The organism is Flavobacterium sp. ST-158 (genome assembly GCF_058309975.1).
This window is the reverse complement of the sequence record NZ_JBZEEN010000011.1, coordinates 61,342-76,139: the sequence shown is the minus strand read 5'-3', so window position 1 is coordinate 76,139 and position 14,798 is coordinate 61,342. Positions and strand designations below refer to the sequence as shown.

Below are 14,798 nucleotides of genomic sequence, written 5' to 3'. Positions count from 1 at the left end.
AAAGAAAAATAAACGGTTCAAACAAAAAAATTACAAGACATTTTTAAAAATTTCTTTCTTTAGTATTTCTAAACTCTTAATCAATGCTCTATCTATCACTTTTTCACGGGGTTGACCAAAATTAAACTCTTCTACAATTACCTCATTTGGAGTAGCTAACGCAATAAAAACACTTCCCAATTGAGCTTTTTCAGCTCCTTTTGTCGGACCAGCATTTCCAGTTGTTGCAATTGCATAATCCGTATTCATCAATTTCTTAACATTCAAAGCCATTGCTGTAGCCACTTCGGCACTTACAACTGAGTGTTCTTCAATTAGTTTTTCAGAAACACCTAGTACATTTACCTTAGTTTCAGTAGCATAAGAAACCACACTTCCTTTAAAATATTTTGAAGCACCAGCCACCGATGCTAAACTTGCTGCTACTTGACCTCCCGTACAACTCTCAGCCGTTGCAACTGTTTTTTCTTGCTTAGTTAACATTTTACCCACTAAAACCTCTAAGGTTTCATCTTCTTCAAATCCCACAATAATATCATTGATTATCGCATCTAAAGAAACTACACATGATGCAATGGCTTGCTCTAATAATTCCTTATCTTTTCCTCTAGCTGTAAGTCGTAAACGCACTCTTCCCGGAGCAGGTAAATAAGCTAACTTAATAAATTCAGGTAAATTGTTTTCCCAATCTTCAATTCGTTCCGCCACCATACTCTCCCCTTGACCATAAGTTAAAATGGTTTTATGTAAAATATATGGTCGATTGTACTCTTTAACCACTTTTGGGATAATCTCATTTTCTACCAAATATTTCATTTCAAACGGAACTCCTGGCAAAGAAACAAAGACCGTATTTTCTTTTTTCATCCACATACCTGGAGCTGTTCCTACTTGGTTATGAAGAACCGTACAACGGGAAGGAACTAATGCTTGATCTTTATTGATTTGGGTAATTGTACGTTTATAAAAACCTTCTATTAATTGCGTAACATGTTTCAATACTGCTTGATTCACTATTAATTCATCTTCAAAATAATCGCAAAAAGTTTTTTTAGTAACATCATCTTTTGTTGGCCCAAGCCCACCTGTTATAATTACAAGATCAACCTTATTTTGTAGTTTTGCAAAAGTATCCAGAATATGTTGTTTGTCGTCACTTATAGAAATCATCTCATTGATTTCTACCCCTATTTTATCCAGTGATTTTGCAATAAATCCAGAATTGGTATCAATAATTTGACCAATTAAAATCTCATCTCCTATAGTAACAATGGTTGCTTTCATTTAGTATGCTGAAAATTTAAGTTCCTTATAAAATAAAATCAACATCCAAAAAATTTGAATGTTGATTCTTATTGTTGTTTATTTAAAAAAGAGTTACTTACAAATCAAAGTCTTTTTTAATTTCTTTAATTGCTTCTTTCACTTGCGATTTTATACTATCAAACGTATGTTCAATATCTTTACGCTTTCCTTCTGCTTTAGTCCAAGCTTCTACTTCTAGAATTTCCTCAAACGCTACAGTCATCCCCAACAAATCTAATGTTGGTTTGATTTTATGTGCATAAGCATAGGCATGCTTATGATCTTTCTTCTTTATACCTTCTTTTATTTGCGCCAAATCTTCTGGAACATCATTTACGAACAAGGTTAGAATTTCGTTTACAAACTCCTGATCATTATCAGAGATTGCATACACTTTTGCTAGGTTATAATTTAAAGCCATTATTTTATTTGTATTCTAAATAGTTTTTGTCCTTCTAAATATCCTTCCAAAACATCATTTGGTTGTACGGTAGCTACTCCTTTTGGAGTTCCTGTAAAAATAATATCACCTATTTTTAAGGTAAAATATTGCGAAACATAAGCAATAAGCTCATCAATTTTCCACAACATCCTATTCACATTACCCTCCTGAACGGTTTGATTATTATTCTTTAATTCAAAAGTAAGATTTTCTAATGAACCAAACTGTTCTTTTGGTAAAAAATCACCTATTACTGCCGAACCATCAAAAGCTTTGGCTTTTTCCCACGGCAAGCCTTTGGATTTTAATTCATTTTGTAAGTCTCTTGCCGTAAAATCGATTCCAACGCTTATCTCATCATAATATTTATGAGCAAACTTTGCATCAATATACTTTCCTACCTTATTAATTTTAACAATTACCTCAACTTCATGCTGTACATCTTCTGAAAATTCAGGTATTACAAAAGGATGTTGTTTCAGCAATATAGCCGAATCTGGCTTGATAAAAATCACTGGTTCTGTTGGTCGTTCATTTTGCAATTCTTCAATATGATTTGCATAATTCCGGCCGATACAAATTATTTTCATTTTTCTTGAGTTACTAAGTTGCTAAGTCACTAAGAGACTAAGCAACTTTGAGAAAACCTCAGCGACTTAGAAACTTAGAATCTCAGAACCTTATTTCGTATTTAACTTTCTTAATTTAATAGCTGTCAAGACTTTTTTAGTATACAAAGGAAAATCAGCATTTTGAACCCAACTAAAATAACCTGGTTCTTTTTCTAAAATAGCATCTACTTTTACTCCCTTGTGTTTTCCAAAAGCAAAGATCTCATCACCATCCTTATCAAAAGCAATCATTCCTGCAAAATCAGCAATTTTCTTTCTTGTTGTAAATTCGGACAATGATTTCATGTCGTTTTCTAAATCAGGATAACGCTCTAACTGTGCTTTCAAAATTTCGTAAGTTGCCATCGTATCTGCTTCAGCTGAATGGGCGTTTTCTAAACTTTGACCACAATAAAATTTTAAAGCAGCACTCAAAGTACGCTCTTCTTTTTTATGAAAAATAGTCTGAACATCAACTGAAACTCTGTTTTTCATATCAAAATCGACTCCTGCACGAAGCAATTCTTCTGCAAGAAGCGGAATATCAAAACGATCTGAATTAAATCCTGCCAAATCACTGTCTTTAATCATTTGATACACCTGAGGTGCTAATTCCTTAAAAGTAGGTTCATTAGCCACTTTTTCATCGGTAATTCCATGAACAGCCGTTGTTTGTGGCGGAATAGGAATCGTAGGATTCACTAACCAAGTTTTACTTTCTTTATTTCCGTTTGGAAAAACTTTAAATATTGATATTTCTACAATTCGGTCTTTTCCTATATCAATCCCAGTAGTTTCAAGATCAAAAAAGCAGATAGGTCTATTGAGTTTTAATTCCATTTTTATAATATATGATGACAAATATAAAGGTTTGAAATTAATTTAAACAAGAGTTTAAAAAAGAAAACCCGAGAGTTCTTTAAAAACTCTCGGGCATTTCATTTATACTTTTAATATTATATTGTCCTTGTAACATCGAAAGCCTCTAAATATTCGGCTACTCTTTTGACAAACATACCACCTAAAGCACCATCAATAACGCGATGATCATAACCATGACTTAAAAACATTTTTTGTCTAATTCCTATAAAATCTCCTTCCGGAGTTTCAATAACTGCAGGAACTTTTCGAATAGTCCCCAGTGCCAGACTACCTACTTCCGGCTGATTCAAAATAGGAGTACCAAATACACTACCAAAAGAACCTACATTAGTTACTGTGTATGTTCCTCCTTTTGTATCATCGGGTTTTAACTTGCCTTGTTTAGCACGATTTCCTAAATCATTCACCGCTTTTGCCATTCCAACTAAATTCAGCTGATCGGCATTTTTGATTACTGGAACAATCAAATTTCCATTAGGCAAAGCTGCCGCCATACCTAAATTGATATTCTTCTTTTTGATAATATAATCACCATCAACCGAAATATTCATCCCTGGATAATCTTTCAAAGCCTTAGCAACAGCTTCCATAAAAATAGGCGTAAAAGTCAACTTTTCTCCTTCTCTTTTTTCAAATTCATTTTTATGCTTGTCACGCCATTTTACAATATTGGTAACATCTACTTCTATAAAAGAATATACATGAGCTGATGTTTGTTGAGAAGAAATCATATATCCCGCAATAAGCTTGCGCATTCTGTCCATTTCCACAATTTCATCTCCACCATTTACTGAAACAGGAGCAGTTGTTTTTAAAGGGACTGCAACAACTTCTTCTTTTACTATTTCTACCGGAGTTACACTAGTTCTATTTTTAAGATATTCTAAAATATCATTCTTAGTCACTCTTCCTTCGTTACCTGTACCAGGAATTTGTTCCAACTCTGCTTGACCAATTCCTTCGGCAACAGCAATATTTTTCACTAAAGGCGAAAAGAATTTTTCTGAACCACTATTTGAAATTACTGGAACTGCAACACTTTCTTTTGCTATTTCAACCGATTTTGCTACTTCTTCAATTATTTCCGGAGCTACTGTTTCCTGAACCTCAACCACATCATCTTCCCCTTCAATTTCAATAATTGCAATAGTTTGCCCTACTTCAACCAAATCATCTTTTGAAAACAATTGTTCTACTAAAACACCCGAAACCTCACTAGGAACTTCACTATCCACTTTGTCGGTAGCAACTTCTAGCACTGCTTCATCGGCTTCAATTTTATCGCCTACTTGCTTTAACCAGTTTGTAATGGTTGCTTCTGCGACACTTTCTCCCATTCTTGGAAGCTTTAATTCGAATCTTGCCATATTGTTAACCTAAAAGGTAGTTTTTATTTTCTGTTTGCGAAATTACTAAATTCTTAAAACATAAATTATATTAAATGTAGCTTTCCTGTATTAATTATAACAAGCAACTCATTTTCAAACCAATAATATACATATTAATAAAAATCAATTGGTAAATACTACGTTTTTTACTAATTCGATAAAAATCACAGTAAAGTAAACGGCTATTTTTTACAATAAACCAACCTTAAAAACCCCATTGACCGTGGAAAAAGCCACGTTTTATTTTCTTTCTCACTTCTAAAAGTAGTCATTTTTTCAAAAAAAAGGAAAACTTCTCTTAATGATAATTAAATAATCAATTCATAAAAATCGCTTACTTTTGAAGTATAATAAAGCATTCGTTTTTAAATTATTGTATCCGTTGAAAAAAATATTCTTATTACTTTTTCTATTTTTCATTAGCCAAATCCAATCTCAAATTTCTGGTTGTACAGACCCTTTATCCAAAAATTACAATCCACAGGCAACCCTTAATGACGGAAGTTGTCAATATAAGAATAAAAAAATAAAGCCTCTTTTTTCAAAAAAACTCAGTGATACTATTGTAGAAACATCAGGTTTAATCGTCTTTGACACTTTATTATGGACTCATAACGATGATACCGATACCAACATTTACGGATTAGATACTTTAGGCGAAATTAAAAAGCAAATCAAACTCGAAAAAGTTATCAATACAGACTGGGAGGCGATTTCGCAAGACAGCAGCTACCTATATATAGGCGATTTTGGAAATAATTACAGGGGAAATCGCATCGATTTACATGTTTTAAGAATTGAGAAAAAATCTTTCTTGCTAAATACTCCTGTAATTGACACCATCTCTTTTTCTTATGCTGATCAAACTGATTTCTCTCAAACCATTCCTAACACAACCAACTTTGATTGTGAAGCTTTTATAGTTTCTAAAGACAGTATTTATCTATTCAGTAAACAGTGGAGTGATAAAAAATCAAACATTTATGTACTGCCTAAAAAACCTGGAAAACATATTGCTCAATACAAACAAACTCTTGATGTCAAAGGCCTCGTAACTGATGCGGTCTATCTAGAAGATAAAAAACTAATAGCACTTTGTGGTTATACTAAAACGGGAAAAAGCTTTATTTATCTTTTATACGACTTTAAAAACCATAATTTTTTATCCGGAAATAAAAGAAAAATTAAATTAAAACTTCGCTTTCACCAAATAGAAGGTATCAGCTCTCAAGACGGATTACAATATTACCTTACCAATGAAAGTTTTAAAAGAAAACCATTTATCAATGTCCCTCAAAAATTACATCAGCTGGATTTGAGTAGCTATTTATCGCATTATTTGAATAAATTCAAAAAGGATTAAAACAAACAATTCGTAATTAGTCGTTTAATAGTTTACTTTTGCCAAAAAAATTACAACTGTGAATTATTTATCTGTCGAAAATATATCCAAATCTTTTGGTGAAAGAACACTGTTTGATAACATTTCTTTCGGAATTAACAAAGACCAAAAAATTGCCTTTATTGCCAAGAACGGTTCTGGAAAAACCACTATTATGAGTATTATCAATGGTTTAGACGAACCTGATACAGGGCAAGTAGTTTTAAGAAAAGGCATCCGCATGGCGTTTCTTTCGCAAGACAATAATTTGCAAGACGAATTAACCATTGAAGAAAGTATTTTTGCATCAGACAATGAAACCCTGAAAGTAATTGAACAATACGAAAAAGCATTAGAAAATCCAGAAGATGAAGAAGCCTACCAAAAAGCTTTTGATGCTATGGATCAGCACAATGCCTGGGATTTTGAAACCCAATACAAACAAATTTTGTTCAAATTAAAACTGGAAGATTTTAAACTAAAAGTAAAAAATCTTTCCGGTGGACAAAAAAAACGTCTTTCTCTGGCGATTATTCTGATTAACCGTCCCGACTTATTGATTCTTGACGAACCTACCAATCATCTGGATTTAGAAATGATTGAATGGTTAGAATCTTATTTTGCTAAAGAAAACATCACTTTGTTTATGGTTACGCACGACCGTTTTTTCTTAGAGCGTGTGTGTAATGAAATTTTAGAATTAGATAACGGAAAACTATACCAATACAAAGGAAATTACTCTTATTATTTAGAAAAAAAAGAAGAGCGTATTGCCTCAGAAAATGCCAGTATTGATAAAGCTCAAAATTTATTCGTTAAAGAATTAGAATGGATGCGTCGCCAGCCAAAAGCGCGAACAACCAAATCTAAATCCCGTCAGGATGATTTTTATATCATCAAAGAAAAAGCACAAAGTCGCCGTAAAGAGAATAAAGTGGAACTGGAAATCAATATGGAACGTATGGGAAGTAAGATTATCGAGCTTCATAAGATTTCTAAGAAATTCAAAGACCGTATTATTCTGGATGATTTTAGTTTTGATTTTCAACGTGGCGAACGCATTGGAATTATTGGAAAAAACGGAACTGGAAAATCAACCTTCTTGAACTTACTTACCGGAACACTGCCTTTAGATTCTGGAAGAGTGGTTAAAGGAGAAACTATAAAAATTGGATACTACACACAAAGTGGAATCAACCCAAAACCAGGACAACGCGTTATTGATATTATAAAAGAATATGGCGAATTTATTCCTTTGGCAAAAGGAAGAATTATTTCGGCTTCTCAGTTATTAGAGCGTTTCCTTTTTGATGCTAAAAAACAATACGATTTTGTAGATAAATTAAGTGGTGGCGAATTAAAACGTTTGTATTTATGTACGGTTTTGATTCAAAATCCTAACTTCTTGATTCTGGATGAACCTACAAACGATTTGGATATTGTAACCCTAAATGTACTGGAAAGTTTCCTTTTAGATTATCCCGGATGCTTATTAGTAGTTTCGCACGACCGTTATTTTATGGATAAAATTGTAGACCACTTATTCATTTTTAGAGGTCAGGGTGTCGTTGAAAATTTCCCTGGAAACTATTCGGATTTCAGAGCTTATGAAGACAGTGCTGATGTAGCACAAAAAGAAGAAAACAAAGCCGAAAAGAAAGAATGGAAACAAAAAAATCCAACTGGAAATCTAACATTCAACGAGCAAAAAGAATTTCAAAAAATTGAGAAAGAAATTAAAGATTTAGAGATCGATAAAGCTAAAATCGAACAACTTTTTTCAGATGGTAAAGTTGCCGACGCCGACATCGAGAAAAAAGCTAAAGAATTAGAAAACATCATTGCCAAAATTGAAGCTAAAGAAGAACGCTGGTTTGAGCTTTCAGCTAAAATGGAAGGATAATTCTTTTATTATACAAGAAAAAAAGCTGCAATTGATGCAGCTTTTTTTGTATAAATATGACAATTTATTTAGTTTTCATTGGAGGCAAATCAAATGCCTTTGGTTCATGCAAAAAATTATTGCGATGCGAACCATCACAAAAAGGCTTGTTTGAAGAAAGTCCACAACGACAAAGTCCTAAAGCTGTTCTTCCTTCCAATCCATACACTTTTCCATCACAATCTATAATTTCGAAATCACCTTCAATTTTTATAGAACCGTTATTATTAATTATTAGTTTTGTCTTACTCATAGCTGTTTTATTTTTGAGTTCAAAGATTGCAAAATATATCCCAAATGCTCAAATTATACTTCCAATTTTAAAATCTAGGAACCTAATTTATATTCAATATATTTTAGTTGCTTATAAAAGCACTTAAAAATTTTGACAATCTTAAAATGTGAGGTCTTTTTTGTGAGATTTCAATACAGTTCTTTTTTTCATTAAAATTACACAGTATATTTGAACTAAAATTAAAAAACATGGATATCAAACAAATTTTTGAAAACAACAAAAAGTGGATTGCTAAACAGTTGCAAACAGATGAAACTTATTTTGACAAATTAGGGGCGGGACAATCTCCTGAAATCCTATATATTGGTTGTTCTGATAGTCGTGTAACTGCCGAAGAAGTGATGGGCTTACAACCAGGGGAAGTTTTTGTCCACAGAAACATTGCTAATATGGTTCCTAACACCGACTTAAATTCAATGTCTGTTATCAATTATGCGGTTACTAGCTTAAAAGTAAATCACATTGTAGTTTGCGGTCATTATGGTTGTGGTGGTGTTCTTGCAGCTATGCAACAATCTGATTTAGGAATTCTAAATCCTTGGTTAAGAAACATTAGAGATGTGTATCGAATCCATAGAAAAGAGCTTGATGCTATTAAGGATGAAAATGAAAAATACAAAAGACTGGTTGAATTAAATGTTCAAGAACAATGTATTAACGTAATTAAAACTGCCGAAGTACAAAAGGCAAACAACGAAAGAAATCTAAAAGTTTACGGATGGATTTTTGACATTCACTCTGGTGAATTAATAGACCTAAAAATAGATTTTGAAGAAATCTTAAAAGATATTACCAAAATTTATAAAATAGTTTAACTCAATCCTGAGTTTTGTTACAATAAAAATTCCCGTCTTGTTCGGCAAAACTAGACGGGAATTTTATTTTCAACTTTACTCATCATCAATTGCTTCTAAAGCATCTTCTGTTTCATTGAAATTTTTATACGATTCTGATGGATTCTTTAGATTATAATCATCTGCTTCAAAATCATTAAATCCTTCTATATCGGATATTTCCTGAGCCGATTTTGTATAGGGATTGGATTTGTTTGGATTATGTCCTCCTCTAACCGAAAAACCTTGAGCTGCAATTTCTTCATTCGTTAAAGTAGCGCCCCCTTTGTTAGCAATGATAATATTTTGAATTAGAATATCGTGGGGATTCGACAAATCATTTTCTTTGGTAGCCTCTTCTAAATTATATTTTCTGGCTTTTTTATCTTTATTTTCCATTTCGAATATTTTTTGGGGTTCTTGTCTTTTACAAAATTAACTCCAAACTCGCTAAAATATATTATACAATTTCAATAGAGATTTACACGATTAACATCTTCATACAAGCTTAAAGACAAAAAAGCCCTCAAAATTGTTTTACTTTTTTGAGAGCTTTCTTTATTTGGTAATTTTAGTTTACCTTTTAAACCAAATCAAAACGATCTAAATTCATCACTTTATCCCAAGCAGTCACAAAATCTTTCACAAACTTTTCTCCTGAATCAGCGCATCCATAAACCTCAGCAATAGCTCTTAATTCAGAATTGGACCCAAAAATCAAATCCACACGGGTAGCAGTCCATTTCAATTCCCCAGATTTACGGTCGTGACCTTCAAAAACATCCTGCGATGGTGAAGTTGCTTTCCAAGTAGTATCAAAATCCAATAAGTTCACAAAAAAGTCATTGCTTAATGCTTCCAAATTGGCCGTAAATTGACCATATTTAGATTGATCAAAATTGGTATTCAAAACTCGCATCCCTCCCATTAGCACTGTCAATTCTGGAACAGAAAGTGTCATTAACTGTGCTTTGTCAATCAATAATTCTTCGGCTGAAATTGTGTATGCTGTTTTCATATAATTACGAAATGCATCTGCAATAGGTTCTAAAACTGCAAATGATTCTACATCCGTTTGTTCTTGAGAAGCATCATTTCTACCGGCAGTAAAAGGAACTTCTATTCTATATCCTGCATTAGAAGCTGCTTTTTGAATTGCTGCGCAACCACCTAAAACAATCAAATCAGCTAGAGAAACTTTCTTCCCATCAGTTTGCCTTTTATTAAAATCGGCTTGAATAGATTCTAATTTAGAAATCACTTTAGCCAATTGATTTGGATTATTCACTTCCCAGTCCTTTTGTGGAGCTAATCGAATACGAGCCCCATTAGCACCTCCTCGTTTGTCAGACCCCCTAAAAGTAGATGCAGAAGCCCAAGCGGTAGAAACCAATTCTGCTATTGACAAGCCTGAATCAAGAATTTTAGTTTTCAGAGCAGCTACATCACCATTATCAATTAATTTATGAGTTACTGCTGGAATTGGGTCTTGCCAAATCAGTTCTTCTTTAGGAACCTCTGGTCCAAGATAACGCGCTATAGGTCCCATATCACGGTGTGTAAGCTTATACCATGCACGAGCAAAAGCATCCGCAAACAGACCTGGGTTTTCATAAAAATTTCTTGCTATTTTTTCATAAATAGGATCAAATCTTAAAGCCAAATCGGCAGTAAGCATCGTTGGTGCATGGGATTTAGCTGGATTGTGCGCATCAGGAACAGTACCTGCACCTGCGCCATTTTTAGGTTTCCATTGATGTGCTCCTGCCGGGCTTTTACTTAACTCCCATTCGAAACCAAATAAATTTTCAAAATAATTATTACTCCACTGTGTTGGTGTTGTAGTCCAAGCGCCTTCTAAGCCACTAGAAATAGTATCTTCTCCACTTCCTGTACCAAAGCTGTTTTTCCAACCTAAACCTTGCTCTTCAATACCAGCTCCTGCTGGTTCAGCACCTACATATTTACTAGGATCGGCAGCTCCGTGTGTTTTCCCAAAAGTATGTCCACCAGCAACTAGAGCCACTGTTTCTTCATCATTCATAGCCATTCTACCAAAAGTTTCTCTAATATCTTTTGCAGAAGCTACTGGATCAGGATTTCCATTAGGTCCTTCTGGGTTTACATAAATCAATCCCATTTGAACCGCTGCCAAAGGATTTTCTAATTCACGATCTCCTGTATAACGTTGATCGTCCAGCCATTTTCCTTCAGCTCCCCAATAAATATCTTGTTCTGTTTCCCAAATGTCTTCACGACCACCTGCAAAGCCAAAAGTTTTTAAACCCATAGATTCTAAGGCACAATTTCCGGCTAAAATCATCAAATCAGCCCATGAAATTTTTCTTCCGTACTTCTTTTTTACTGGCCATAAAAGCAATCTTGCTTTATCTAGATTCACATTATCAGGCCAACTGTTTAATGGAGCAAAACGTTGCGAACCAGAACCTGCGCCTCCTCTACCATCTGCTATACGATAAGTTCCCGCACTATGCCATGCCATTCGAATAAAAAACGGTCCATAATGCCCATAATCTGCAGGCCACCAATCTTGAGAGGAAGTCATCAAATCATAAATATCTTTTTTTACAGCTGCTAAATCAAGTGATTTAAATGCTTCTGCATAATTAAAATCCTCTCCCATAGGATTAGAAAAATTAGCATGCTGACGCAAAATATTTAATTTTAACTGATTCGGCCACCAATCAGTATTGGTTGTACCAGAACCTGCCGTTTGTTTTATTATACCACTAGAAAATGGACATTTACCCCCACCGTTTGAACTGTTTGAATTTTCCATAATTATTTATTTTTTTTTAAGTTGCATTGCTAAAGTACTAACTATCCATTTATCAAAATATTGTTTTTAATAGATAAAAACTATATCTTAATAAAAAACGAACAAGTCTTGAAAAAGGAGATTAAGTTAGCAAAAAAAATCCAAATAATAAACGAATTATTCAATACCAAATAGTTATATTAATTTAAACAAACATAGTTTTCTCATTAAAATTCTCAGATTAGTACATTATTAGGCTTTAGAATACAGTAAAAAACAATTAACTAAGCGGTTGAAATAATTTACAAGGTTAGACTTAGTTTACTACTAATTAGAAGAACTTAAAAAAATAGTAAAATCAGTTTTTTTTATACCTTAAAAAAATGTAATTCGGTATTTTTTTTATATTTTGCATAGCATTCAAAAACTGTAAGCATGACATCAATAACCCGTATTTTTGATTTCCCATACCATCAACAAGATGAGTTTATTTCAATTCCAGATGCTTTAGTATCAAAGCAAAATGGTGTTTGGGTCAAAACATCTACACAAGAATACATTGCAAAAGCTAATTGTATCTCTAGAGCTCTCTTGAGATTGGGAATAAAAAAAGACGATAAAATTGCTGTTATTTCATCAAACAATAGAACGGAATGGCATATTGTTGACATAGGTATTTTGCAAACTGGCGCTCAATCAGTCCCTATTTACCCTACCATTTCTGAACAAGATTACGAATACATCTTAAATCATTGCGAAGCCAATTATTGTTTTGTATCTGATGAAGAATTATTCAATAAAATAAAAGCAATTCAAGATAAAGTTCCGCATCTAAAAGAAATTTATAGTTTCAATTCAATTTCAAATTGTAAAAACTGGAATGAATTAATACTTCTTGGCGAAGATGAGAGTAATCAAGAAGAAGTAGAAGCGCGCAAAAACAGCATTAAAACAGATGATTTAGCTACTATTATCTATACTTCTGGAACAACAGGAAGCCCTAAAGGCGTAATGCTTTCGCATCAAAATATTGTTTCGAATGTTTTAGGTAGTGCTCCTAGAATTCCATTTAAAGCTGGACAAAGTCGTGCATTGAGTTTTTTACCTATTTGCCACATTTTTGAACGAATGGTTTTGTATTTGTACCAATTTTACGGTGTATCGATTTACTTTGGCGAAAGCATAGAAAAAATTGGCGAAAATATTAAAGAAGTACAACCTACTGTAATCACTGCTGTTCCAAGGTTAATTGAAAAAGTATATGATAAAATTTATGCTAAAGGAGCGGATTTAACCGGTATCAAAAAGAAATTATTCTTTTGGGCTATCGATTTAGGATTGCGGTACGAACCTTACGGAGCCAATGGTTTTTGGTATGAATTCCAACTTAAAATTGCCCGAAAACTCATTTTTAGCAAATGGCAAGAAGGATTGGGAGGCAAACTAGAAGTTATGGTTTCTGGAAGTGCCGCCTTGCAAACGAGATTGTCTCGAATTTTTGCAGCCGCTGGAATTCCTGTTATGGAAGGTTATGGCTTAACCGAAACTTCTCCTGTAATTGCGGTGAATGACATGAGAAATTATGGTTTCAGAATTGGAACCGTTGGAAAAGTAATCGACAATGTAGAAGTAAAAATTGCCGAAGACGGCGAAATACTTTGCAAAGGTCCAAATGTAATGATGGGTTATTACAAAAACGAAACCTTGACTAATGAAGTTATCACTGATGGTTATTTCCACACGGGAGACATTGGAAACATGGATCAAGACGGTTTCCTAAAAATTACTGACCGCAAAAAAGAAATGTTTAAAACATCCGGCGGAAAATACATTGCGCCTCAACTTATTGAAAACACTATGAAACAATCCCGTTTTATAGAACAAATTATGGTTATTGGTGAAGGACAAAAAATGCCAGCGGCTTTTATCCAGCCTAATTTTGATTTTATAAAAGAATGGGCTAAGAAAAATAAAATCAATGTGGGAACAACTCCAAAAGAAATCAGCACGAACGAAAAAGTGATTGCCCGAATCCAACAGGAAATTGATTCCATTAATCCAAAATTTGGACATTGGGAACAAATTAAAAAATTTGAACTTACTCCCGAAACCTGGTCTATTGATGGCGGCGAACTGACTCCAACTTTAAAATTAAAACGTAAAAACATACTGGAAAAGTACAAAGATTTATTCCAAAAAATATACCATACTTAATCAACTCGATTAGGTCAAGTTCAAGCTAAAAAAAGAGATGGTTTTCTAATTATGAAACCATCTCTTTTTTTATACAACAAACTTTATTTTAACAAAAAAACAACTGTTTTTTATTATGCATGCATATAATTTTTTCTTATATTTGAAAGAACAGTATTATTATCACCAATTATTATATTGAAATAAAATGATTTTGATAAAAATACACTTCCATTTTTGAGAGAAACTTAATCCGTATGCTGTATGAAAAACAAGACTATCGATTACATCTTAAGAGCAACTTGGCAGGCGGTTTCCAGAATGTATAATGAGGAAGCGGCTAAATATGGCGCTACCATGGCAACAGGATTTGTATTATTGAGTATCGACAAAGAAAAAGGAACACCATCGACTGCTTTAGGTCCAAAAATGGGAATGGAGCCTACAAGCTTAACGCGTACTTTAAAATCTATGGAGGAAAAAGGATTAATCGTTAAAAAGAAAAATCCTAATGACGGACGAGGAGTTTTAATTTATCTAACAGAATATGGTCAGGAAAAAAGAGCCTTATCTAAAAGCACCGTCATTCAGTTCAATGAAACTATTCGAGAAAATATCCCAAATGAAAAATGGGAACATTTTATAGAAGTTGCCGAAACCATCAATCAATTAATTCAGGATAAAAAAATATTTAACTCATCTGAAACTACCGAATAAACGATACATTATTCAGATAAAAAATAAAAG

13 protein-coding genes are annotated in these 14,798 nt (G+C 33.2%); 5 read left to right on the top strand and 8 right to left on the bottom strand.

Annotated elements, in window-relative coordinates:
- Positions 1 to 30: 30 nt before the first annotated feature.
- From AC4FRF_RS15300 to AC4FRF_RS15280, 5 genes are all read right to left on the bottom strand, one after another.
- On the bottom strand, positions 31 to 1,284 hold the full coding sequence (locus tag AC4FRF_RS15300; RefSeq protein ID WP_491160760.1) for a CinA family nicotinamide mononucleotide deamidase-related protein: 1,254 nt from the start codon (positions 1,282 to 1,284) through the stop codon (positions 31 to 33).
- Positions 1,285 to 1,381: 97 nt separating this feature from the next.
- Positions 1,382 to 1,726 (bottom strand): Hpt domain-containing protein, encoded by a 345-nt coding sequence (locus AC4FRF_RS15295; RefSeq protein WP_491160758.1) that lies wholly within the window; start codon positions 1,724 to 1,726, stop codon positions 1,382 to 1,384.
- On the bottom strand, positions 1,726 to 2,337 hold the full coding sequence (locus AC4FRF_RS15290) for a fumarylacetoacetate hydrolase family protein (protein ID WP_491160756.1): 612 nt from the start codon (positions 2,335 to 2,337) through the stop codon (positions 1,726 to 1,728). Before AC4FRF_RS15290 ends, AC4FRF_RS15295 begins: the two co-directional genes overlap by 1 nt.
- A gap of 90 nt (positions 2,338 to 2,427) precedes the next feature.
- Positions 2,428 to 3,198 (bottom strand): exonuclease domain-containing protein, encoded by a 771-nt coding sequence (locus AC4FRF_RS15285; protein WP_491160754.1) that lies wholly within the window; start codon positions 3,196 to 3,198, stop codon positions 2,428 to 2,430.
- A gap of 116 nt (positions 3,199 to 3,314) precedes the next feature.
- The gene (locus AC4FRF_RS15280; RefSeq protein WP_491160752.1) at positions 3,315 to 4,607 is read right to left on the bottom strand and encodes a dihydrolipoamide acetyltransferase family protein; all 1,293 of its coding nucleotides are present in this window, start codon (positions 4,605 to 4,607) and stop codon (positions 3,315 to 3,317) included.
- Positions 4,608 to 4,968: 361 nt separating this feature from the next.
- Between AC4FRF_RS15280 and AC4FRF_RS15275 the strand changes: the two genes are divergently transcribed.
- The gene (locus tag AC4FRF_RS15275; protein ID WP_491160749.1) at positions 4,969 to 5,991 is read left to right on the top strand and encodes a T9SS C-terminal target domain-containing protein; all 1,023 of its coding nucleotides are present in this window, start codon (positions 4,969 to 4,971) and stop codon (positions 5,989 to 5,991) included.
- A gap of 58 nt (positions 5,992 to 6,049) precedes the next feature.
- Complete coding sequence (locus AC4FRF_RS15270) at positions 6,050 to 7,912, top strand: ABC-F family ATP-binding cassette domain-containing protein (RefSeq protein WP_491160747.1); 1,863 nt, start codon at positions 6,050 to 6,052, stop codon at positions 7,910 to 7,912.
- A gap of 64 nt (positions 7,913 to 7,976) precedes the next feature.
- On the opposite strand, the gene AC4FRF_RS15265 is transcribed toward AC4FRF_RS15270, so the two are convergent.
- Entirely contained in the window at positions 7,977 to 8,204 is a 228-nt protein-coding gene (locus AC4FRF_RS15265) for a CDGSH iron-sulfur domain-containing protein (protein ID WP_491160744.1), read from the bottom strand.
- A gap of 230 nt (positions 8,205 to 8,434) precedes the next feature.
- Between AC4FRF_RS15265 and AC4FRF_RS15260 the strand changes: the two genes are divergently transcribed.
- Positions 8,435 to 9,061 (top strand): carbonic anhydrase, encoded by a 627-nt coding sequence (locus AC4FRF_RS15260; protein WP_491160742.1) that lies wholly within the window; start codon positions 8,435 to 8,437, stop codon positions 9,059 to 9,061.
- A 75-nt stretch (positions 9,062 to 9,136) separates the two neighbouring features.
- Here AC4FRF_RS15260 and AC4FRF_RS15255 read toward each other — a convergent pair whose 3' ends face one another.
- Both AC4FRF_RS15255 and katG read right to left on the bottom strand, forming a co-directional pair.
- The gene (locus AC4FRF_RS15255; protein WP_491160740.1) at positions 9,137 to 9,478 is read right to left on the bottom strand and encodes a hypothetical protein; all 342 of its coding nucleotides are present in this window, start codon (positions 9,476 to 9,478) and stop codon (positions 9,137 to 9,139) included.
- 184 nt (positions 9,479 to 9,662) lie between these two features.
- A complete protein-coding gene (gene katG / locus AC4FRF_RS15250) occupies positions 9,663 to 11,879 on the bottom strand; it encodes a catalase/peroxidase HPI (RefSeq protein WP_491160738.1) in 2,217 nt (738 codons plus the stop codon).
- A gap of 414 nt (positions 11,880 to 12,293) precedes the next feature.
- On the opposite strand from katG, the gene AC4FRF_RS15245 reads away from it, so the two are divergent.
- Positions 12,294 to 14,072 carry an AMP-dependent synthetase/ligase gene (locus AC4FRF_RS15245; RefSeq protein WP_491160736.1) on the top strand — a complete coding sequence of 593 codons (1,779 nt, stop codon included), beginning with the start codon at positions 12,294 to 12,296 and terminating at the stop codon, positions 14,070 to 14,072.
- Positions 14,073 to 14,315: 243 nt separating this feature from the next.
- Positions 14,316 to 14,768 (top strand): MarR family winged helix-turn-helix transcriptional regulator, encoded by a 453-nt coding sequence (locus AC4FRF_RS15240; protein WP_491160734.1) that lies wholly within the window; start codon positions 14,316 to 14,318, stop codon positions 14,766 to 14,768.
- The last annotated feature ends 30 nt before the right edge of the window (positions 14,769 to 14,798 follow it).